This is a genomic window from Ruegeria discodermiae, assembly GCF_030758345.1.
In the GTDB taxonomy this organism is placed as follows: Bacteria; Pseudomonadota; Alphaproteobacteria; order Rhodobacterales; family Rhodobacteraceae; genus Ruegeria_C.
The window spans coordinates 122,627-143,340 of the sequence record NZ_JAVAMO010000008.1 but is presented as its reverse complement, the minus strand read 5'-3'; the positions used below and the strand labels follow the sequence as shown (position 1 = coordinate 143,340).

General features: G+C 57.5%; 19 protein-coding genes and 1 pseudogene. 9 read left to right on the top strand and 11 right to left on the bottom strand.

All coding sequences use genetic code 11. The annotated features are described in order from the left end of the window. The first annotated feature begins 1 nt into the window (after position 1). Positions 2–685, top strand: coding sequence for a phosphonate C-P lyase system protein PhnL (gene phnL, locus Q5Y75_RS17410; protein WP_306199760.1), 684 nt, complete (start codon positions 2–4; stop codon positions 683–685). Further along, positions 682–1,227, top strand: a complete 546-nt coding sequence (phnN, locus tag Q5Y75_RS17405; protein WP_306199757.1) for a phosphonate metabolism protein/1,5-bisphosphokinase (PRPP-forming) PhnN — start codon at positions 682–684, stop codon at positions 1,225–1,227. The genes phnL and phnN overlap by 4 nt, the downstream gene beginning before the upstream one ends. On the opposite strand, the gene Q5Y75_RS17400 is transcribed toward phnN, so the two are convergent. Then, positions 1,209–1,880, bottom strand: a complete 672-nt coding sequence (locus tag Q5Y75_RS17400; RefSeq protein ID WP_306199755.1) for a DUF1045 domain-containing protein — start codon at positions 1,878–1,880, stop codon at positions 1,209–1,211. The genes phnN and Q5Y75_RS17400 overlap by 19 nt on opposite strands. Between Q5Y75_RS17400 and Q5Y75_RS17395 the strand changes: the two genes are divergently transcribed. Continuing rightward, entirely contained in the window at positions 1,879–3,072 is a 1,194-nt protein-coding gene (locus tag Q5Y75_RS17395; protein WP_306199753.1) for an alpha-D-ribose 1-methylphosphonate 5-triphosphate diphosphatase, read from the top strand. The genes Q5Y75_RS17400 and Q5Y75_RS17395 overlap by 2 nt on opposite strands. Before the next feature lie 239 nt (positions 3,073–3,311). On the opposite strand, the gene uxuA is transcribed toward Q5Y75_RS17395, so the two are convergent. The 4 genes from uxuA to Q5Y75_RS17375 are packed head-to-tail and all read right to left on the bottom strand — an operon-like array spanning position 3,312 to position 8,043. After that, positions 3,312–4,484: a mannonate dehydratase gene (gene uxuA, locus Q5Y75_RS17390; RefSeq protein ID WP_306199751.1), complete on the bottom strand. Its 1,173-nt coding sequence runs from the start codon at positions 4,482–4,484 to the stop codon at positions 3,312–3,314. A gap of 10 nt (positions 4,485–4,494) precedes the next feature. Further along, complete coding sequence (locus tag Q5Y75_RS17385; protein WP_306199749.1) at positions 4,495–5,229, bottom strand: FCD domain-containing protein; 735 nt, start codon at positions 5,227–5,229, stop codon at positions 4,495–4,497. Beyond that, the gene (locus Q5Y75_RS17380; protein WP_306199748.1) at positions 5,226–7,046 is read right to left on the bottom strand and encodes a glycoside hydrolase family 2 protein; all 1,821 of its coding nucleotides are present in this window, start codon (positions 7,044–7,046) and stop codon (positions 5,226–5,228) included. Before Q5Y75_RS17380 ends, Q5Y75_RS17385 begins: the two co-directional genes overlap by 4 nt. Before the next feature lie 16 nt (positions 7,047–7,062). Then, positions 7,063–8,043: a TRAP transporter substrate-binding protein gene (locus tag Q5Y75_RS17375; protein ID WP_306199746.1), complete on the bottom strand. Its 981-nt coding sequence runs from the start codon at positions 8,041–8,043 to the stop codon at positions 7,063–7,065. A gap of 213 nt (positions 8,044–8,256) precedes the next feature. Here Q5Y75_RS17375 and Q5Y75_RS17370 point away from each other — a divergent pair, with 213 nt between their 5' ends. Genes Q5Y75_RS17370 through uxaC form a run of 5 tightly spaced genes read left to right on the top strand, consistent with a single transcriptional unit; the run spans position 8,257 to position 15,380 of the window. After that, positions 8,257–8,781, top strand: coding sequence for a TRAP transporter small permease (locus Q5Y75_RS17370; protein ID WP_306199745.1), 525 nt, complete (start codon positions 8,257–8,259; stop codon positions 8,779–8,781). 7 nt (positions 8,782–8,788) lie between these two features. Then, complete coding sequence (locus tag Q5Y75_RS17365; RefSeq protein WP_306199743.1) at positions 8,789–10,090, top strand: TRAP transporter large permease; 1,302 nt, start codon at positions 8,789–8,791, stop codon at positions 10,088–10,090. A 9-nt stretch (positions 10,091–10,099) separates the two neighbouring features. Continuing rightward, a complete protein-coding gene (locus Q5Y75_RS17360; protein WP_306199741.1) occupies positions 10,100–12,487 on the top strand; it encodes a glycoside hydrolase family 31 protein in 2,388 nt (795 codons plus the stop codon). Further along, entirely contained in the window at positions 12,484–13,944 is a 1,461-nt protein-coding gene (locus tag Q5Y75_RS17355; RefSeq protein WP_306199740.1) for a mannitol dehydrogenase family protein, read from the top strand. Before Q5Y75_RS17360 ends, Q5Y75_RS17355 begins: the two co-directional genes overlap by 4 nt. Beyond that, positions 13,941–15,380 (top strand): glucuronate isomerase, encoded by a 1,440-nt coding sequence (gene uxaC / locus Q5Y75_RS17350; protein ID WP_306199738.1) that lies wholly within the window; start codon positions 13,941–13,943, stop codon positions 15,378–15,380. The genes Q5Y75_RS17355 and uxaC overlap by 4 nt, the downstream gene beginning before the upstream one ends. A 30-nt stretch (positions 15,381–15,410) precedes the next feature. On the opposite strand, the gene Q5Y75_RS17345 is transcribed toward uxaC, so the two are convergent. Genes Q5Y75_RS17345 through Q5Y75_RS17335 form a run of 3 tightly spaced genes read right to left on the bottom strand, consistent with a single transcriptional unit; the run spans position 15,411 to position 17,358 of the window. Continuing rightward, on the bottom strand, positions 15,411–15,677 hold the full coding sequence (locus Q5Y75_RS17345; RefSeq protein ID WP_306199735.1) for a hypothetical protein: 267 nt from the start codon (positions 15,675–15,677) through the stop codon (positions 15,411–15,413). After that, positions 15,674–16,513, bottom strand: a complete 840-nt coding sequence (locus Q5Y75_RS17340; RefSeq protein WP_306199734.1) for a DODA-type extradiol aromatic ring-opening family dioxygenase — start codon at positions 16,511–16,513, stop codon at positions 15,674–15,676. Before Q5Y75_RS17340 ends, Q5Y75_RS17345 begins: the two co-directional genes overlap by 4 nt. A gap of 38 nt (positions 16,514–16,551) precedes the next feature. Further along, complete coding sequence (locus Q5Y75_RS17335) at positions 16,552–17,358, bottom strand: SDR family NAD(P)-dependent oxidoreductase (protein WP_306199733.1); 807 nt, start codon at positions 17,356–17,358, stop codon at positions 16,552–16,554. A 244-nt stretch (positions 17,359–17,602) separates the two neighbouring features. On the opposite strand from Q5Y75_RS17335, the pseudogene Q5Y75_RS17330 reads away from it, so the two are divergent. Continuing rightward, positions 17,603–17,735: pseudogene (locus Q5Y75_RS17330) on the top strand (IS5/IS1182 family transposase); the annotation flags it as partial. A gap of 58 nt (positions 17,736–17,793) precedes the next feature. Here the strand turns inward: Q5Y75_RS17330 and Q5Y75_RS17325 are convergent. From Q5Y75_RS17325 to Q5Y75_RS17315, 3 genes are read right to left on the bottom strand one after another with little or no spacing between them, the layout of a single operon-like run. Beyond that, the gene (locus tag Q5Y75_RS17325; protein ID WP_306199731.1) at positions 17,794–18,879 is read right to left on the bottom strand and encodes an ABC transporter ATP-binding protein; all 1,086 of its coding nucleotides are present in this window, start codon (positions 18,877–18,879) and stop codon (positions 17,794–17,796) included. Beyond that, positions 18,876–19,667 (bottom strand): ABC transporter permease, encoded by a 792-nt coding sequence (locus Q5Y75_RS17320; RefSeq protein ID WP_306199730.1) that lies wholly within the window; start codon positions 19,665–19,667, stop codon positions 18,876–18,878. Before Q5Y75_RS17320 ends, Q5Y75_RS17325 begins: the two co-directional genes overlap by 4 nt. Continuing rightward, complete coding sequence (locus Q5Y75_RS17315) at positions 19,664–20,650, bottom strand: ABC transporter permease (protein ID WP_306199729.1); 987 nt, start codon at positions 20,648–20,650, stop codon at positions 19,664–19,666. Before Q5Y75_RS17315 ends, Q5Y75_RS17320 begins: the two co-directional genes overlap by 4 nt. Positions 20,651–20,714 lie beyond the last annotated feature (64 nt).

Below are 20,714 nucleotides of genomic sequence, written 5' to 3'. Positions count from 1 at the left end.
GATGATCGATCTAAGCAACGTTTCCAAGACCTTCAACTTGCACAATCAGGGTGGCGCGGTGATTGAGGTACTCAGCAACGTATCGCTTTCTGTTGCAGCGGGCGAATGCGTGGCGCTGACCGGTGCGTCCGGGGCGGGCAAGTCAACCCTTATGCGCATGATTTATGGCAACTACCTGACACATTCCGGAGAGATCCGTATCGGCGGTGTCGATCTGGTGCAGGCCGAGCCACGCGACGTTATTACCCTGCGCCGCGAGGTGCTGGGCTATGTCAGCCAGTTCCTGCGCGTGGTTCCACGGGTGCCAACCCTGGAGGTTGTGGCCGAACCGCTTCGCGCCCTGGGAGCTTCTGTCGAAACGGCCGAGGCGCGCGCCAGGGCGCTTCTGAGCCAACTCAACATCTCTGAGCCGCTTTGGCACCTTTCCCCCACGACCTTCTCGGGCGGCGAACAACAGCGGGTGAATATTGCCCGCCGCTTTGCTCATGCCTATCCCGCGATGCTGCTGGATGAACCCACAGCCAGCCTTGATGCGGCAAACCGCGACGTGGTGCTCACGCTCATCGAAGAGGCAAAGGCGCGCGGGGCCGCAATCATCGGGATCTTTCATGACGAGGCAGCGCGCAGGCGGGTCTGCGATCGCGAAATCGATGTCAGCCGCTTTGCAACGGGTATGGCGGCATGACCCAAGGACGCCTCATCGCGGTTGTCGGCCCTTCCGGTGTCGGAAAGGATAGCGTGATGGCGGGCATTCATGGCGCTCTGCCTAAAGTGCATCTGGTACGTCGCGTGATCACCCGTGCAAGGGACGCAGGTGGCGAAGACTATGACGCGGTATCAGTTGCCGAGTTCCAAGCCATGGTGCGCAGCGGGTCCTTTGCGGTGCATTGGCAAGCCCACGGACTCTGCTATGGCGTGCCGATCAAAGTGCATTCTGAACTGAAAAAGGGTACCGATTGTCTTGTCAATTTCTCTCGCAAGGCTCTGACGGAAGCTGCCGGTATCTTTCCGCGCCTGATCGTTCTGAACATCACCGCAAAGGCGGAAACACTCGCACTCCGTCTGGTCGCACGTGGCCGGGAGTCAGACGCAAACATTTCCAAGCGATTGGCACAGGCGGAAAAACCTCTGCCCGAAGGGCTTGAGGTGATCGAGCTTTCCAATGACGGCCTGCTTGAAGAAACCGTCGCCCGCGCTGCCACGTTGCTTCAACCGGCGAGTGTGTAGCGATGGATCAATTCAAACCGTCCATCTTCTCGTTCGCCACAAAGGGCGATATGATCCAAAACGAAGGGGCTTGGCAAGTCCGGCAACTGACGCTGCGCTATTCTGAACCACGCGAGAATGTCGTTCTTCGGCAGCCGTCCTGTGAGCGTCATATGGAACCGGAACTCCTCCATCACATAGGGATAGCCCCATTGCTTCAGCAGCGCCTCTTGGCGGGCACTCAGCCCGGCCTTGCGGCGTCGCGCCAACTCTGCCTCGGTCACAGTCGCGCGAAATCCGTCGAGGCCACATACGCAAGCCTCGGCCACCCGCTGCAGCGGGCGGGAATCGCCACCCGGTGTCAACGCAAGAAAACGTCCCAGTCTCGTAAGTTCCAACCCGTTGCATGTGGCAGGTGCAAGCGCTTGCGCCAAGTCTGCCGCAGCCGCCTTCAAATCCTCGACGCTGCGGTTTTCGACCAGGCGAAAAGGCGGCTTGAGCGTGCCGTGAAACCCGTATTTGCGCGGTGTCATCGTGACGTCATGCAAACCGGGCAGATCAGGTTGGCGCGCCGCCCGGCCCTGCACGACATCCCAACCCAGCCAGGTGGCACCGAAATCCGCCAAAGGCCCCTCTGGCGGTACATAGTAAATCGCAAATCGAGAGTATGACATGAATTCCCCTTTTTCCGCGTCCTCTCTGGCGAAGGCTTATGACAGTGACATGTCAGGCGATCTGTGTCTTGCCAATGCCCGGCTGGTTCTATCCGATCAGGTTTTAACCGGCGCTGTAACCATCGAACATGGCGTGATCAAGGATATTACCGAAGGCGATCATGTGCCGACCGGCGCGATGGATTGCACGGGGGATCTGGTTCTTCCCGGTCTGGTCGAACTGCATACCGACAACGTTGAACGCCATATCGAGCCTCGCCCCGAGGTCGACTGGCCGCATCTGCCGGCCCTGATCGCACATGATGCCGAACTGTCCTCAACGGGCATCACGACCGTGTTTGACGCAATGCGCGTGGGCTCGATTCATGGCGGCAAGGGGCGCTACATCAACTACGCCCGCAAGCTCGTTGATGAACTGCTGGCGGCCCGCGCAAATGGGCTCTTCAAGATTAGCCATTTTCTGCATCTGCGGGCCGAAATCTGCTCGGAAACCCTGCTTGAAGAACTGGGCAGTTTCGAACCCGATGACCGGGTCGGTATCGTCAGCCTGATGGACCACACTCCAGGCCAGCGTCAATTCCGCAGCATGAAAGCCCTGAAGACCTATGTCACCAAGAAACGCGGCATGAATGACGCGGAATTTGCTGCCCATGTCGAGAACCTGCTGGGTCTGCAGAAACGCTTCGGAGCAAAGCACGAAACAGGTGCTGTGGTCGAGGCGAAACGACTGGGGGCGGTGTTGGCCAGCCATGACGATACGACGGTCGAGCATGTTACAACCTCAGCAGGGCACGGGGTGGCCTTTGCGGAGTTCCCCACAACCACCGAGGCAGCCGAAGCTTGCCACGCCAATGGCATCGCGGTGATGATGGGCGCGCCCAACCTGATCCGGGGCGGCTCACACTCGGGCAATGTTGCGGCGCAAGAACTGGCGAAAGCCGGTTTGCTGGACATCGTGTCTTCTGATTATGTGCCTTCAGCACTTTTGTTGTCGGCGTTCAGCCTTGCCGAGATCTGGGATGACGTCCCCCGCGCCATTGCCACCGTGACCAGCAATCCGGCCAAGGCGGCCCGCCTGACCGATCGTGGTGCGCTTTCCATTGGTACGCGCGGTGACGTTCTTTGTGTGCGCAGATTCGGGCAAACACCGTTGCTCCGCGGTGTCTGGAGCCAGGGCAAAAGGATTGGATGAATGCCGATTTATCGATAACTTCATCGCCAACGAAAGCCGCTTTGGCCGTGCAAAGCAGACCTTTTCTTTATAAAGCGGAACGGCGATAAAGTACCGGATCGGAGACTTCGCCAAGGCAGGCAATACGACGTCGCAGCCCCCGGAGTGCAATTGGTCGGCCCGGTATCTGCCAAGGTTCCAGTCTGCGCTACCTGGCTCTGCCCTCAAGCTTGGCCAGCCAGTTCGGTGGGCAGCGCCCGTTAAGTTCCATTCACATACCGTCCTGCCAGAACGGCTGCCGCGCCGCGCAGTTCGGCAAGGCCGCGCAAACGTCCGATTGCCGGGTAGCCGGGCGTGGACTCGCGGTCCAGATCGTAAAGAATCCGGTGGCCATGGTCAGGGCGCATCGGTATCTGTGTGCCTGTCCGCGTTTCAAGATCAAGTAGGGCGCGGATGACCGCAACCAGATCGGTGTCGCCCGCCAGGTGGCTATCCTCATGAAAATCCCGCGGATCAGCTTCGCGCTTTACGGTGCGGAGGTGAGCAAAGTGAATCCGCTCCCCAAGACTGTCTATGATTTCCAATATGTCATTATCCGCGCGCACCCCGAGCGAGCCGACGCACAGAGTAAATCCGTTCGCGGGCGATGTGTTATAAGATGCAATCCAGGCCAGGTCGTCTTTGTTGGAAACGACGCGTGGCAGGCCGAACAGATCGCGCGGCGGGTCGTCGGGATGGATCGATAGCCGCGCGCCTTCTTGCTCGGCAACCGGCAAGACGATGTCCAGGAACGCTCCGAGCTGCGCGCGCAGCCCTGCATGATTCATGCCGTCATAAGCCGCAATCCGGGTGCGCAATGTGTCAAGCGTATAGCTTTCCTCCGACCCGGGCAGCCCAGCAACGATGGTTTCCGTTAACCTATCCCGTTGCGCTGCATTCGACTGGGCGAGCCAACGTTCGGCCATTTCCAGATCGTTCGGTGTATAATCTTGCGCCGCGCTTTCGCGCTTCAAAATGAACAGGTCAAATGCGGCATAGGCCGCGAACTCAAAGCGTAGAGCCAAAGCGCCATCGGGCATAGGATAGTTCAGATCGGTGCGGGTCCAGTCGAGCACCGGCATGAAGTTATAGCAGATATTGCGCATACCCTGCTGAGCAAGGCGACTTAGATTTTCAGCCCAAATATGTGCGTAGCGCTCCCAACCTGGCGCACCGCATTTGATGTCTTCATGAACTGGAATGCTTTCTACCACGACCCAATCCAGACCTGCATTTTGGATCAAGTCGCGCCGTTCTGAAATGGCTGCCGAAGGCCATTCTTCCCCGTTGGGGATTTCGTGCAGCGCAGTGACAATGCCTGTCGCTCCGGCCTGCCTGACATAGTTTAGCGGTATAGGGTCCGACGGTCCAAACCAGCGCCAGCTTTCCAGCATGCCTCCCCCCTTATCCTGACTTTACGGTTGAATAGAGATAGCCGTCAAATTCGGGGTCGCCGACATCCGACAACTCCAGCAATGTCAGTCGAACGTTTTCCAGATGCTGCCACATGGCCTGTCGGGCGCCTTCGGCGTTCCGGTGACGCAAGGCCTCAAGGACCGTCGCGTGGTCATCCAGCCACTTGCCGCGGTAGCTTAGGTCGAAAATCCTGTCGTGGAGCTGTGCCCACATCGGGCTGGCTTGTCGCTTGCGCCACAGTTCGTCGATCTGGTCGACAAGAACCGCATTCTGAGTGGCCTCTGCGATCTGCAGGTGAAACTGCCAGTCTGCGCTGTAATCCACCTCGCCGCTTTCGATTGAACAGCGTTCTAATTCCAACGTCTCTCTTAGGCGTAGGATGTCTGCCTTAGTTACAGTGGTCGCGGCAAAACCGGCTACGCTGCTTTCGAGCAACTGCCGCGCCTGCAGCAGCTCAAACGGTCCGAAATCGGACTGCGCAAGTTCCCCGTCACGTGGTGGGCGATCCATCACATAGCTGCCGGAGCCTTTGCGCACGTCCAGATAACCCTCGATTTCCAGTACGATGAAAGCTTCGCGTACCAGCGACCGGCTGATGCCCATCTCGGCCGAGATTTGGCGTTCGGTCGGGAACTTGTCACCGGGCTCAAAACCTTCACGCGCAATCCGTTCGATCAGTTGCGCCGCGACCTGCTGATAAGGGCGCTTGGTGATCTCGGTCATGCGTTTGCCTCCGCCTTTCGGGCGTCTGCCTGTGCGATCTGAAGATAGTAATCCGCCAGAATGTGGAAGGCCTGTTTCTTGGTGGCCTTGTCGGCGGCGATCAGACCCTTGTGGTTGTAGCCGTTCTGGAATTTGTTCTGCCGACGCTCAACCCGGAAGTCATATAGAATCCATGGAGACATGCCCTTGATGTAGTCAAGATCGCGCAGCGTGCTGATCTGGCGCCGATAGACCTCGGCCATATAGTCCTCGCTGAATAGCCCTGCTTTGGGGCCCTTGGGTCCGATCACCCCATCCGCACCGGTTTCCGAGATGACCACCGGCTTATCTGGGGTCGAATTGGCGCCGATACGGGCGAGGTCTTCGAAATCCTCTTCGTACCAGCCATAATATTCATTGAGGCCGATCACGTCGATGTGGTCAGCCAATCTGTCTTCGATCCTGTTCAGAGTGTGATTGACCAGACACGCGGCCGAGGTCAAGCGCGTAGGGTCAAGCTCTTTGGCGGTACTCGCCAGCCGGCGCATGAAGTCGAGCCGGGCATCGGTGTCGGGATTTTCATTGCCCACTGACCAGATGATCACCGAGGCTCTGTTACGATCGCGCAGGATCAATTCGCGCAGTTGGTTTTCGGCGTCGCGATAGGTGGCCGGATTGTCGAAATCGATGGCCCAGTAGACCGGGATTTCCTCCCATAACAGGAAGCCTAGCTCGTCGGCCAGTTCGGCGGCGCGTTCATGGTGGGGGTAGTGGGCGAGGCGCAGGAAGTTGCACCCCAACTCGCGCGCGTGCGCGAACCGTCGGCGCAAATCAGCATCATCGGTAACCTTGCCAAGTGTCGCGTCGTCCTCATGAACCGAGATACCGCGCAGAAAAAGCGGCGCGCCATTCAGCAAGATATCGGTCCCGCGCCGCTCGATCTGGCGAAAGCCGATGCGGTCGCTGACACGGTCTGCGCCCACAGTGAGCGTCACGTCATAAAGTTTCGGGGTGTCAGGTGACCAGAGTTCCGGGCGGGCGTCGATAAGAGTTGTGCCTTTTCCACCGGTCAGATTCAGTTCTTGGGATACGCCCAGTTCCGGTATCTCGATTCTGGCGGGGCCGATATCTGGCCCGCTGACCTCGACATCTGCTTGCAGGCGGGAATAGCTGCCATCGGGCACCAGATGCATCGCGAATTGATGGATCATGGTTCGCGGCGTTTCATATAATGCGACCTCGCGATACAGGCCGCCATAGTTGAACCAGTCGGTGTTGCGCATGGGCACCCGGTCGCGGGTACGGGTATTGTTGATGCAGGCCATCAGCCAGTTGCTACCGGCCCGAAGGTGGTTGGTCAGCTCAACACAGAACGGTGTCGACGCACCGTAGTGATTGCCAAGGAACTCACCGTTCAGGAAAAGCTTGCAGTCATATGCCGCTGCGCCGATACGCAGGAAATAGCGCTTGTCGAGGTCAATCCCGGACATGTCCAGCGGACGGGTATACCAGGCGCTGCCTTCGAAGAAATACCATTTCTCTTTCAGCATCGCCCAATTTGATGGTACCGGAACAGTTTCACCATCGTAGGGGTCGTAATCCCAGGGCTCACTGCGGTCTTCGGGGGCCGAGGGCTGCATGGTAAACCACTTCTGGCGCAGCCCGGTGTCCAGAAGATCAACGCAGAAGTTCCAAACACCATCCAGCGACCGCGAAGCCCGACCGCCCGTAAACAGCAGGGTGTCGGCGTTCAGGTTCTGCTGGTTGAAGGGGAGGTCATACTCCTCGTCATGCAGAGCCTGCAACGCGTTATCCGCCATGTCAGAGCGTTCGAGCATCGGGTTGGGTTCCGGCTTAGTTGGCCTTGGCTTTTATGCGGTCGATCAGGTCGGCGACAACCGGGGATTTGGCGGCGGCCTCATCATGCATCGGCAAGACAGCTTCGATGAACGGGCCCTTTTCGACTTCGACGAATTTGACACCCAGCTCGCTCTTGGCTTGTTCGATTGCGGCGTCGCTCATTTCGTTCCACTGATCGCGGTGGAACACCATCGATTCCTTGGCCGCCGTTCGCAGCGCATCCTGTTGTTCAGGCGACAAGTCGTTCCAGCTTTGGGTTGATATCATCACCACCGACGGGATCATGGTATGGCCGTCGTTAGAATAGACCTTGGAGACTTCACCATGCCGCGCGCTGGTCAGAGCCATGGGGTTGTTTTCGGCCCCGTCGACGACACCTTGCTGCAAAGCGCTGTAAAGCTCACCCCAGGCGATGGGGGTCGGATTTCCGCCAAGCAGTTCCACCATGCGGATGGCCGAGGGGCTGGGCTGCACGCGGATCTTCATGCCCTTCAGGTCAGCTGGTGAGTTGATTTCCTTGTTGGCATAGAAAGACCGGGCGCCTTCTACATAATATGTCAGGCCGATAAATCCGTTTTCCTCGGAAGCAGCCAGAATATCATCTCCGATGTCGCTGCTGAGAACGTCAAAATAGTGATCCTCGCTTGTGAAGATATAGGGAAGGTTTAGGGCGCCATAGGCCTCCTCGAACGCCTCCAGCTCGCTTGCGTTCGAGCGCGCCATATCCAGCGACCCGTTCTGCATCAATTCCATCGACTCACGCTGGGTGCCAAGCTGCGCGTTGGCGAAGATGCGGATTTTCAGGTCGCCATCGGTTAGCTCTTCCACGCGATCGGCCATGAATTCCATGGATTTGTGCAGCGGGTGATCTTCCGGGTTGTTGTGGTTCAAGCGCAGGGTTTTTGCATCCAGAGCGGACGAAAGCGCCAAGATGCCTACAGCTGTGGCGGCAGCCATTGCAGTGAATTTTGACATAGATTCCTCCCATATGTGCGGACGTCGGGCCAAGGCTAATAGTGCGACTGAGGGCCTGTCCGCAGACCCGCAACTGCGCATGTGATGAACCAATTTCCGGATTAAATCAACCAATTTTGCAATATTGGTTGACCAATTTTGTGATTTCGGGCATGAGACGATTGCACAAGCCGGGTTGGGCGGTCGCCGCCACCGGAGCAAAGGGGAGCGAAGATGGAGAAGGTGACCGCATTGGTCGACGCCGTCCTGCGTATGATCATCATCGCTGCATTCGCCGTTCTGGTCGTTTGCGTGATCTGGCAGGTTTTCTCTCGTTATGTACTGGGCACGCCCAGCACGGTCACGGACGAGATGGCACGGTTTCTTTTCATCTGGGTGGCGCTTCTGGGGGGGGCTTATACATTGGGGCAACGGCGGCATCTTGCCATCGACCTGCTTCCGACCATTACCCACGGACCCGTGCGGTATCTGGTTAATGCAGCGATCATTCTGGCTGTGGCAGTGTTTGCCGTCGTGGTGATGATCTATGGCGGGATCAATCTGGTCTCGCGCACGCTGGAGACCGGTCAGGTCTCGCCCGCGCTTAGAATGCCGATGGGCGCGGTCTATGTTGCGATACCGGTCGCGGGATTGGGAATTCTGTTTTATGCGGGAGGCTTTTTGCTGGATCTGATCAGAACCGGACAGGGGCTGAACGAACGATCCGGACCGACCGCCCCCGGCGGCCCGCTAAGCTGAGCCTGTCATGGATATACAGTCAGTCGCCACCCTGTTTGGAACCTTCGCACTGCTGATGATACTTGGCGTGCCGATCGCCTTTTCAATAGGTCTGGCCGCGCTTGCCACTTTCTTGTTGTTCATGTCCTTCGACCAATCGGTCTACATCGTGGCGCAGCAAATGGCCTCGGGGCTGGACAGTTTCACCCTATTGGCGATTCCGTTTTTCATTCTGGCGGGCAATATCATGAACCGCGGCGGTATCGCCCTGCGGCTGATCGAGTTCGCAAAGGTGCTGGGTGGGCGATTGCCCGGAGCATTGGCGCACTGCAACGTGATCGCCAATATGATGTTCGGTTCCATCTCCGGCTCGGCCGTAGCCTCGGCCGCGGCAGTAGGCGGTGTGATGTCGCCCCTGCAACGGAAAGAGGGGTATGATCCGGCCTATTCGACGGCGGTTAACGTGGCCTCCTGTCCGACAGGTCTGCTGATCCCGCCCAGCGCCACATTCATTGTCTACTCGTTGATCACCAACGGAACCTCGGTCGCCGCGTTGTTTGTTGCGGGCTATGTACCAGGCATCCTGATGGGCGTCTCCCTGATGCTGGTGGCTGGCATCATCGCCAAGCGGCGCGGATATCCTGTTGCCGAGCGTCCGCCCCTGCGCGAAATGGCCGAAAAGGCGATCAACGCGATGTTGCCGCTTGGTTTGATTTTCATCGTGATGGGCGGGATCGTCGGTGGCATCTTTACCGCCACAGAAGCGTCGGCTGTCGCGGTTGTGTATACGCTGTTTCTGGCGCTGGTCTGGTATCGTGAGATTTCCCTGAAAGATCTGCCGGGGATCATTATGGAAAGCGCCGTGACAACCTCAATCGTGTTGTTGATGATCGGTTGTTCGATCGCGATGTCCAAGGCCATGGCGTTTGCCGATATTCCTTATTCGATCTCGGACGCCTTGTTGGGCCTGTCGGAAAACCCGCTGGTGCTGTTGTTGATCATCAACCTTGCGCTTCTTGTGGTCGGAACCTTCATGGACATGACCCCTGCCCTGTTGATTTTCACACCGATATTCTTGCCGGTCGTGAGCGATCTGGGCATGGACCCGGTGCATTTTGGGGTGGTCATGACGTTTAACCTTTGTATCGGTATCTGCACGCCGCCGGTAGGATCGGCACTGTTTGTGGGATGTTCGGTGGGCGACGTGAAGATCGGACAGGTGATCCGGCCCATGCTGCCGTTTTATGCGGTGTTGGTGGCGCTCCTTCTCGTTGTGACCTATGTGCCGTCGCTGAGCCTTTTCCTGCCGAAGCTGCTTCTGGGGTATTGAGGACATACGATGAAAACCCTGTGTAATTGGCGGTTGGATGAGAGCGGCCCCAACGGGCTTTCGCTCAGGATCGAGAGGCGGCACCTACTGCGTATCGAAGTGCTGGACCACGACCTGGTGCGGGTTCGGCTGCTTCGCGACGGCGTCTGGCGCTTGGATCGCAGCTGGTCGGTCGCTCCCCAGAGCGATGTGCCATGGGAAGGGCGTGCGCGTGATGATCTGGCCGGATTTTCTTGCCCGAAAATTCTGACTGATGATGCAACTCTGGAGACCAACCATCTGCGCCTGACCGTGATGTCACCACTGGCATTGCGATGGGAATGCCGTATAGAACCTGACGCGCCGTGGCGGCACCTGGCCGAAGACCGCACTACCGGGGCTTTCATGCTGGGGCGGCGTGACAACCGCGTCGCCCATTTCATGCACCGTTTTCCAGATGAACGCTATTTCGGGCTGGGTGAAAAGGCCGGACCGCTGGAGCGCGGCGGCAGGCGCTATGAAATGCGCAATCTCGACGCGCTGGGATATGATGCACGCTCAACGGATCCGCTTTATAAACATATTCCCTTCTCAATCACCGAGCGGCCCGGTGCAGGCGCGATGGGGCTGTTTTATGACAATCTGTCGACCTGTTGGTTCGACTTGGGCAACGAGCTGGATAATTACCACGCCCCGTTCCGAAGCTGGCGGGCTGAGGATGGGGATCTGGACCTTTACCTGAGCTGGGCCCCGGATGTGCGTGGTGTCGTCAAGCGGCAGGCGTGGCTGACCGGCGGCACTGCCTTCATGCCGCGTTGGGGGTTGGGGTATTCGGCGTCCTCGATGGCTTATACCGACGCGCCGGATGCGCAGGAGCAGATGCACGGGTTTCTTGAACGCTTGCGGACCGTGGAAATTCCCTGCGACAGCTTCCAGATGTCTTCGGGCTATACTTCGATCAATGGCAAGCGCTACGTCTTCAACTGGAACACCGCTAAGTTCCCCGACATGGCTGGTCTTGCTGCGGATTTCGCTGCCGAGGATGTTGAGCTGATTGCCAACATCAAACCGGTCATGCTGGATGATCACCCAAAATACGCCAAAGCCGTAGAACAGGGACTGTTTCTGAACGATAGCGAGACCGGGCAATCCGAGGTTTCGGCGTTCTGGGACGGGCAAGGCACACATCTAGACTTCACAAACCCGGATACCGTGCGCTGGTGGCAGGACAACGTGACCACGGCACTTTTGACCCAAGGCATCGGCAGCACCTGGAATGACAATAACGAATACGAGGTTTGGGATGATGGCGCCCGAGCCAAAGGGTTTGGCGTGCCCATCGAAATCAGCCAAATTCGCCCGCTTATGGGCCTGCTGATGACCCGCGCTTCGCATGGGGCGCAGCTGGCCCATGCCCCTGATAAACGCCCCTATTTGATCTCACGCTGTGCGGCACCGGGGACGCAACGCTATGCCCAAACCTGGACCGGTGACAACCGCACGAACTGGGATACACTGCGCTGGAACATCCCTATGGGGCTGGGGTTGAGCCTGTCGGGATTCTACAATATTGGGCATGACGTTGGTGGCTTCGCCGGGCCGCGGCCCGAGCCGGAACTGTTCCTGCGCTGGGTGCAGAACGGAATTTTTCATCCAAGATTCACCATCCATTCCTGGAACGATGACAATACTGCCAACGAGCCATGGATGTATCCCGAGATTACCGCGCAGGTGCGCGATGCTATCCGCCTGCGCTATCGGCTGTTGCCATATCTCTACACACAGCTTTACCGCGCGGTGACGGAACATGAACCGATACTGCGGCCGCTGTTTCTGGACTTTCCGGACGATCCTGCATGTCGTGATGCGCAGTTCGAATTCATGCTGGGCCCCGATCTTCTGATTGCTTCGGTGATCGAGCAAGGGGCCAAGACCCGGCAAGTTTACCTGCCCGACTGGCCCGGCGGGTGGTGGCAACTTGACAGCGCTCGCTGGCATCCAGGCGGACAAACGCTTGAAATACCGGTAACGCTTGACAGCATACCGGTTTTTGTTCGCGGTGGCTCAGTTTTGCCGCTGTCTGAAAATACAACGCGCGCCACGCCTGATAAGGAGGGATCGCGCGTGCTGCTGGTCTGCCCGGCAAGAGGCGTAGGCGGCACAATTACCTCGTGGGTCTATGATGATGACGGTATTGCGCAAGATGCGCTGTCGGGCAACCACTGCCTGGCCGCGGTCAAGCTGACTAGCGGTGACGCTCAGCCCGCGCTGGATTGGACATTGTCAGGTCGCTACGCACCTGGCTTTGGTCAGGTCGAAATCAGAAGTATCGATGCGCAACCATTGCTGGTGCGGGGGCTGCCCAGCGCCTCCGGCCAGATGCATCCCTACGGCGGTCTCCGGGGGGCGGGCAAGTGATCAAAAAACACAGTTTGGCGCAGGCTTCCTATGACCAATCTGCGCTGAAGACCCGTATCCTGCATATCGGGTTCGGCGCGTTCGCCCGGGCGCATCCGATCTTTTACACGGACCTCGCCAATGAAGCGTCCGGGGGCGATTGGGGCGTCGCTGTGGCGCGGTCGAATTCTGGAGAGGCTCTCCTGTCCGAATTGGATGCGGCCGGGCGGTTCTACACCGTGGCGGAAGCCGACGATGCGGGGTTGACGGCGCGACGCGTCGCGTGTGTCACGCAAACGCTTCATCCATTGCGCGACGGTTCTGATGCAATTCCCGACCTCATTTCCGGTGCCGACCTGCGCATCATCTCGCTTACGATCACAGAAAAGGGCTATTGCCTGGCGGGAGGTTCGCTCGACCTGGATCACCCTCTTGTCCAGCACGATCTGACTACGCCGGAAACGCCGACCACCACCATTGGCACTATCGTTGAAGGGCTGCAAAGGCGCCGATCTGCCGGGCGCGGCGGAGTGACGGTTCTGACCTGCGATAACCTGCCATCAAACGGGGTCATGTGCAGAAACGCGGTGTTGGGCATGGCGCTTGCGCGGGATTCCGGGCTGGCGGATTGGATCACCGAGACCTGCCGCTTCCCGTCAACGATGGTCGACCGGATCGTACCCGCGTTGGACTCTGCAGCCAGCGAGACACTCCGCGAATTGTTGGGGCATGAAGATCCCAACGGTATCTTATGCGAACCATTCCGGCAGTGGGTTATCGAAGACGATTTTGCCTGCGGTCGGCCGGATTGGGCCGCCATAGGGGCCGAAATGGTGACGGATGTGGAGCCTTTCGAAGACATGAAGCTGCGCATGCTGAATGGCGCGCATTCCTTTCTCGCCTATCTCGGGGCCTTGCATGGGCACGCAACCATAGCCGATTGCATGGCGGATGACGTGTTCCGCGAGGCCGCATATCGATTGATGATGACCGAACAGGCCCCTACCCTGTCGATGCCCGGCACGGTGGATCTTAACGACTATGCTTCGCAGCTGATCAAGCGGTTCAGCAATTCAAAGCTTCACCACAAGACCACGCAGATAGCCATGGACGGCAGCCAAAAGTTACCGCAACGGCTGCTGGCGCCCTGTGCGGTAAACCTTGAACAAGGGCGGGACTGGTCGTTGACGGCATTGGCTATTGCGGGTTGGGCGCGCTATGTCCGAGGCACAAATGAAACCGGCGCGCCGGTACCGGTTCAAGATCCGATGGCCGGGGAATTTGCGCAGTTGGCGGCGGTTCAGGACGGGCGGCAATATGTCGAGTCCCTTTTGCGGCTCGATCAGATATTTGATCCGAAGCTCGCTGCCCATTCGGGTTTCAGGGCGGGCGTCCTGAGCGCTTATGACCGGGTCGCCGCCATAGGCGCACGCTCTGCACTGATCGAAACTCTGGTGTTGAGGATGGACGGGCAATGACAGGTTTTCTTGGAGACAACTTCCTACTCGACACGCCACAGGCCGAGCGCCTGTTTCACGAAACGGCCGCAAAGCTGCCCGTCATAGATTACCACAACCATCTTGATCCACAGGCCATTCTGGAAGATCGCAGATGGGCGTCGCTTGGTGAGATCTGGCTTGAGGGGGATCACTACAAATGGCGCGCCATGCGCTGGAACGGCATTGACGAAGACCGCATCACCGGTGCATCGGACTACCGCGAAAAGTTCCTCGCCTTTGCCGAAACGATGCCGCATTGCCTGGGTAATCCTCTGTACCACTGGAGCCATCTGGAGTTACGCCGCTATTTCGGCTGGAATGGCGTGTTCGGGCCCGACACCGCCGAAGAGGTCTGGCAGATCGCCAATGCGAAGCTCGCCGCACCCAGCCATTCAGCACGCGGTCTTCTGCGGCAAATGAATGTCAGCTTTGTGGGAACAACCGATGATCCCTGCGACGATCTATCAGCGCATCGAGCCTTGTCGAACGTTGCCGATCTGGGTTTTGTCGTCGCCCCCAGTTTCCGTCCCGACGCCGCATTCAAAATCACCAAGGATGGCTTTGGGGCCTATATAGACCGGCTTTCGGCGGCCTCGGGTATCGAGATTTCCGGGTTTGACACGCTGATCGAAGCTCTTACCCTCCGGCTAGATCATTTCGTGGCGAACGGGTGTTTGGCCAGCGATCATGGGCTGGATACACTGACGCCTTTTGCTTTCCGCCCAATCACCGAACTCGATCAACTTCTGGACAATGCGCGTCGTGGCGCTTCGGTGAGCGCACAAGACTCCGCCGATTTTCAGGGCACGGTTCTGGTCCGTCTTGCTCAGGCCTATGCAGAGCGCGATCTGGTCATGCAGTTCCATATCGGCGCTATGCGAAACACCAATGCCAGACTCTACGCTCAGCTAGGCCCGGATATCGGATGTGACTCGATTGCGGACATGCCAATAGCTGAGTCGCTGAATGCCTTGCTCGGCGCCATTGAGCGGAGCGGAGGGCTACCAAAGACCATCCTCTACGGTCTCGACCCCAGCCGAAACGAGGTCATTGTCACTGCTGCAGGGAACTTTCAGGATGGCAGCCTGCCGGGCAAGATACAGGCGGGCACAGCGTGGTGGTTCAATGACCAGCTCGACGGGATGGAGAGGCAGATGACACAACTGGCTCAGATGGGGCTGCTCTCACGGTTCTTGGGCATGCTGACGGATTCTCGATCCTTCCTGTCTTTCCCACGGCACGAATATTTTCGCCGGCTGCTGTGCCGGATGATCGGACGCTGGATGGCAGACGGACATATGCCCAATGACATTCGAAACGCGGAAAACCTGGTCCGGCGGGTTTGCCATGACAATGCCGAAAGCTGGTTTCCGGGTTCGCCGAGTTCCAACCCAGAAACGCGACCATCTACCTGACTGAGAATGCCCCGATAGACCAGCCGCAGATCAATCGGACATACCAGTGCGCATGCGTCTATTAAAAACCGGGAGCACTAATCCGAAGACTTCGAAGCGGCTGAGGATAAGCAAAAGGAAGGCTGATACGCCCTCACGATGCAGCAGTGCTACATCTCCGGCAAGCAGCGCGGCACGCTCCTCTTGGCTGAACGGCATCGACGCCACCGCCGCTTCGGGATCTCTTAGGATCAGCTCGCGAAATTCCCTGTCGTGCAATACACGGCGGCACAATGTATGGATCAAATAAACGTTCAAGGCTGGGACTCCTCAAGGTTCCATGCCGCAAAAGCGTTGCCGAGTTTAGGTTGATCAAGCAGGATCTCCGGCGGCCTCAAACCAACCATACCGAGCGCAACGATCCAATTGAGAAGTTCGCCGGCGACATTTCCTGCCTCCAGCATACGCGCCTCGCTGGCTTTGCTGACCAAATCGTCATGTTCGCAATGCCCGATCCGGTCAAGAATCCAGTTCGCCCAGGCCGGATCGGGCACACCAAACGTCTTGTCAACGTCAACACGTGGCCCGCCGATTTCCAGGCTGAGCGACCCGCTGGCGATGACGGCTACCCTGACATTCTTATGCCAACTACCAATCGCGCCGGAGATTGCACGTCCGAGGCCATAGCATCGCTGCGCCGGCGGCAATGGTGGTACAATGCAGTTAACGAAAATCGGAACGATTGGCAGCGACATGTCGGGGGTCAAAAAGTGCAGCGGCACAAGCGTTCCGTGGTCGAGCTGAAAATCCACGGTTGAACTGAAGTCGAAACCTTCCTTAACAAGACCTCTCAAAATGTGACGTGCGGCGGCGCTTTCGACCGTCAAGTCGTACCAGGGCATGCCCGGTGTCTGATCGCTCGGGCCTGCTGTCTTGTCTGCGACGCCGATTGCAAAAGTTGGCCAATTGTCAAAGAAGAATGTATTGAAATGATCGTTCGTGACACTGACGATGACATCGGGTCGTACTTTTTCCAGATGTGATCTGATCTCGGAAAAAAACCGTGCAGTCTCAATTGTGTCGCCAGTCTGCTGAACATCGGCAACGAAGCTTGGCGTATGCGGCACTGTATAGACTGCGACGAGTTCCGCCATGACGAATATCCCTCCCGGCAGACAGGTAATTTGTTTGGTTACATGAACCGATCGGCGCCGCCAGACGCTTCGATGGTATCTCCTGTGACGAAGCCGTTTCGGTCCGAACACAGGAACGCGGCGATCGCGGCAATGTCTGCTGGCGTGCCGGGGCGGCCAATCGGCGTTCGCTCAGCAGAAATTCTGGCGACCACTTCGTCGTCGGACAGTTCGGCAAATTCAGGTCGGGTGCTGCGCACTGTGGGAACCATATTGCGCGCCCAATTGTCCGTGGCAACAGCACCGACGCCGATCGCGTTGACCAGGATTCCATCTGCCGCGACTTCGAGGGCCAGAGACTTGGTCAGATTGTTGATCGCAGCGCTCAGCACATGCGAGATAAGCAGCTTGGGATTTGGATAGATCCCGCCGATCGAGGACATGTTGACGATCCTTCCCCAACCCTGTTCCTGCATGTGCGGGATCGCTGCCTTGCATATGCGCCGCATCGAACTCAACTTGACGTCCGCCATCTCTTGCCAGTCTTCCTCGCTCGACGTCAAAAGACCACCCGCATGTGCTCTGCCGGCGTTGTTGACCAAAATATCAAGGGATCCGAACACTTCGATCGCCTCACTGACGATGCGCGTAGCGGCCTCAGGCGTCGAGACATCAATGGCAATAGATGCGACTTTCGCACCAGGTATTTCTCGAAGCTGGCCTTCTGCGTGCTGCAAGCGCTCTGCACCTCGAGCGGCGATCAGAACGGAAACACCGTTTGCAACGAGCTCACTCGCAATCGCCAGGCCAATACCAGCGCTTGCACCTGTAATGACGGCAACCCGCCCCGCAATACCGAGATCCACTAAGAATTCTCCTGCTTTGTATCAGCGATCAATATTGCGACGTGATTTCAACATAGCAACGCTCAATCGGGTTTCTGTTCAGTTTCAGATACTATGGGCACCTCGGTATTTAGTTCCAGGGTGATGGTCTAGCGATCTGTGGCCATCGAAAGGACGCACTATGGGAAAAATTCTTCACCGGAGCGCCAAGACCACGCACGCTGTCCGAGCTCTCAATACAGCAATCAAAAGCTTCGAACGCAGCGTAGAGTGCTGTTTCAACAAGCTCAAGAATACCCGACGTGTCGTGACTCGCTACGACAAAAACGGCTGAAAGCTCTCTCGGTTTTATCAACAGCACGTCAATCCGTCTCTGGTTCCGTCATTTGTCAACATGAGCTGGGATTTTACCGCCGATGGAAAAACGCAACAACGAGGCAGAAGCCTCAGCCCGGGCTACTCGCGCAAAACCGCCATACTGTCTTTTTCCCACCCGATCCAGACCGGATCGGACCCGAAAGACTGGCCGGTTTCAGCATCGACAAAAGCGCGCAGAACCGACCCTTGGGCTTCCTCGATCATCAAATCAACAGACATGCGGCTGCCAAGGAATGTTTTTGCAATTACCTTCCCCTGCACCGCATTAGTAGCCTCGGGACGCGCGGTGTGAAAACCCAGCTTTTCCAACCGGATCGACGCCGTGACAGCATCACCGATCTGGGGCGTGCTGGCAGGGGCATGGCCATGTAGCGTTCGTCCGAACCAATCCATAACGACGGTATCTCCATCCTGCCCCCGCACCTCGCCGGTCAGCAGGTTTGTGTCGCCAATGAACTCGGCGACAAATCGTGTAGCGGGATGGAAATAGAGTTCTTCAGGGGTTCCGTCTTGTTCGACCTTCCCGTTGTTCATCACGACGATGCGGTCGGACATAGTTAGCGCTTCTTCCTGATCGTGAGTCACAAAGAAGAAGGTCTTGTGTGTGCGGCGCTGAATGGACTTCAACTCCTGTTGAACCTGGCCGCGCAGTTTGGCGTCAAGCGCGCCCAGCGGTTCATCCAACAGCAACAACGCAGGGTCCGGGGCCAGCGCCCGCGCCAACGCAACCCGCTGGCGTTGACCACCCGACAACTGGCCGGGATATCGGTCACCGTAAGCATCCAACTCCAGAAAGGACATAATCTCATCCTGCCGCCGTCGGATATCAGACTTGCTCATTCCCTTGAGCTCAAGCCCAAAGGAAATATTCTGGCGGACTGTCATGTGGGGAAACAAGGCGTAGTCCTGAAACACCATATTCACATGCCGTTTTTCAGGCGGTAGCGTCGTTACATCTTCACCGTCGAGGATGATGCGTCCAGAAGTAGGCTGCTCGAACCCGCCGAGGATGCGCAGCGTCGTCGACTTGCCACATCCTGACGGGCCGAGAAAGGTCACGAACTCACCGCGCGCGATATCCAATGACAAGTTCTCGATTGCGACAAACGACCCGAATTGCTTGGATACATGGTCGATGCGGACAAGAGGTGTTGTAGCAGTCATGCTTTCGAATCCTTGTTCATGCGGCGAGTGAACCGTTCGGCCCAGATGCCAATCGCGGCGGTCAGAATCAGCGCGACGGTCGCAATTGCGTTAATTTCAGGCGACATGCCGGATTTCAGCTTGGCGAAAATCAGAACCGGCAGGGTTGGTTCATAACCACCAAGGAAGAACGAGCGGACAAAATCGTCAAAGCTGAGCAGCAGACAGAAAATGCTCGCCCCAAGAATGGCCGGCACCAGATATGGCAGCGTAATACGCAAGAAGGCGATGAAGGGATCTGCGCCCAGGTCGCGTGCTGCTTCGGTCTGGCTCTTGGGCAATGATGAAAGCCGCGCCATCACCACTAAAACCACAAAAGGCACATTGTGCACTGCATGAGCCCAGATGATGGCGCCCATCCCTGGCTCAATTCCCAGCCAGCGGGCGTAGATGCGAAAGGCGATGGCGGAAATGATGCCCGGAACAAGTGCGGGCAATACGGCCAATCCAAAGATCACGGCCCGCCCGAGAAACTTGCGCCCCTCAAGGAGAACAGCAATCCAGGTTCCAACCACAACCGATACCAGTGTTGCCAGAACTGCAATCGCAACGGAGTAGCCGAAGGTGGACAACACCTGAGCGTCGGCAAAAACACCTGTATACCAATCCAACGTCCAGGACCGGATCGGAAACCCGATGAACTTACTGTCTTTGAACCCCATGAGGATCATCAGGATCAACGGCACAAAGACATACAGTACGAAGGCCCAGTAGACACAGGACAGAAGAATGCGATTGCCGCGGTTCATTTGGTGTCTCCTTTGCGCAATGAGTTCATCAGTTTTTGAAATGCGCCTGTCAGGAACATCGCTGCTACAAACATGATGGTCGCAAAAGCAGCGCCTGTGGGCCATTCATCTCCGGCGACATGAAAGAAGCCGGCAATGGTCTCGGCAAAGACCGTAGTCGACGGCCCACCAAGCAGCACAGGGGTTGCATAGAACCCGGTAGAAATCAGAAAGACCAACGTGCAACCGGACGAGATCCCTTCGATGGTCAGCGGCAGGGTGATCCGGCGAAACCGGGTCCAGGCTGATGCACCAAGGTCGGCGGCGGCTTCGTTGTAACTCTTTGGTAGCTTTTCCAGCGCTGAATAGAGCGGCAGCAGCATATAAAGCGCGGTCAGATAGACGATACCTATGCCCATCGAAAAGCTTGTGTACATGAACGGTATGGGTCGGTCGATCAGGCCAACCCATTTCAGCAATTGGTTTACCGCGCCCGTGTTCCCCAAAAGGATCATGATGGCGTAGGTCCGCACGATTTCGCCTACCCAAAAAGGGATCAGTATCAGCAAAAGCATCAACATCTGGTTCTTGCGGCTGACGTGTCGGGCAAGAAAGTAGGCGACCGGATATGTCAGGATCAGCGTGCAGAACGTGAACACGCTGGCAAAGGCAAGAGTTCGAAAGAATGGTTGCCAGAAAATCCGATCTTCAAAGAACCGTTTGTAGTTGTCCAGGGTGAAATGTTGCTCGACCCCGGGGGCGACCGGATAGGCATCTGTCAGACTCACCCTCAGCATTTGCAGCATTGGACCCAGATGCTGGGTCAGAACCCACAACAGGGGAAAGGTTGCGAGGATCAGGAATTGACGCCGAGGCGATGCAGTCGCCAGCCCGACAAAGATACGATATGGGGTCCAGTTCGCCAGACGACCCCAAAACGTGAGGTTGCTGTTGGTCGGTACGACAATACCACCGTTCGCGCGCGGAACCACGTCGTTACTCATTGCGGTTTCCCTTTTCGGGCTTTGTGTTGAAGACCGCGCCCGCCTGATGTGGCGGGCAAGCCGA

What these genes read in the sequence shown, in the direction of transcription:
- Q5Y75_RS17320 (WP_306199730.1), bottom strand. Translation starts at nt 19,667, where the DNA reads ATGAACCGCGGCAATCGCATTCTTCTGTCCTGTGTCTACTGGGCCTTC.
- phnN (WP_306199757.1), top strand. Translation starts at nt 682, where the DNA reads ATGACCCAAGGACGCCTCATCGCGGTTGTCGGCCCTTCCGGTGTCGGA.
- Q5Y75_RS17375 (WP_306199746.1), bottom strand. Translation starts at nt 8,043, where the DNA reads ATGTCAAAATTCACTGCAATGGCTGCCGCCACAGCTGTAGGCATCTTG.
- Q5Y75_RS17385 (WP_306199749.1), bottom strand. Translation starts at nt 5,229, where the DNA reads ATGACCGAGATCACCAAGCGCCCTTATCAGCAGGTCGCGGCGCAACTG.
- uxuA (WP_306199751.1), bottom strand. Translation starts at nt 4,484, where the DNA reads ATGCTGGAAAGCTGGCGCTGGTTTGGACCGTCGGACCCTATACCGCTA.
- Q5Y75_RS17360 (WP_306199741.1), top strand. Translation starts at nt 10,100, where the DNA reads ATGAAAACCCTGTGTAATTGGCGGTTGGATGAGAGCGGCCCCAACGGG.
- Q5Y75_RS17365 (WP_306199743.1), top strand. Translation starts at nt 8,789, where the DNA reads ATGGATATACAGTCAGTCGCCACCCTGTTTGGAACCTTCGCACTGCTG.
- Q5Y75_RS17370 (WP_306199745.1), top strand. Translation starts at nt 8,257, where the DNA reads ATGGAGAAGGTGACCGCATTGGTCGACGCCGTCCTGCGTATGATCATC.
- Q5Y75_RS17380 (WP_306199748.1), bottom strand. Translation starts at nt 7,046, where the DNA reads ATGCTCGAACGCTCTGACATGGCGGATAACGCGTTGCAGGCTCTGCAT.
- Q5Y75_RS17400 (WP_306199755.1), bottom strand. Translation starts at nt 1,880, where the DNA reads ATGTCATACTCTCGATTTGCGATTTACTATGTACCGCCAGAGGGGCCT.
- Q5Y75_RS17395 (WP_306199753.1), top strand. Translation starts at nt 1,879, where the DNA reads ATGAATTCCCCTTTTTCCGCGTCCTCTCTGGCGAAGGCTTATGACAGT.
- Q5Y75_RS17340 (WP_306199734.1), bottom strand. Translation starts at nt 16,513, where the DNA reads ATGGCGGAACTCGTCGCAGTCTATACAGTGCCGCATACGCCAAGCTTC.
- Q5Y75_RS17325 (WP_306199731.1), bottom strand. Translation starts at nt 18,879, where the DNA reads ATGACTGCTACAACACCTCTTGTCCGCATCGACCATGTATCCAAGCAA.
- phnL (WP_306199760.1), top strand. Translation starts at nt 2, where the DNA reads ATGATCGATCTAAGCAACGTTTCCAAGACCTTCAACTTGCACAATCAG.
- uxaC (WP_306199738.1), top strand. Translation starts at nt 13,941, where the DNA reads ATGACAGGTTTTCTTGGAGACAACTTCCTACTCGACACGCCACAGGCC.
- Q5Y75_RS17315 (WP_306199729.1), bottom strand. Translation starts at nt 20,650, where the DNA reads ATGAGTAACGACGTGGTTCCGCGCGCGAACGGTGGTATTGTCGTACCG.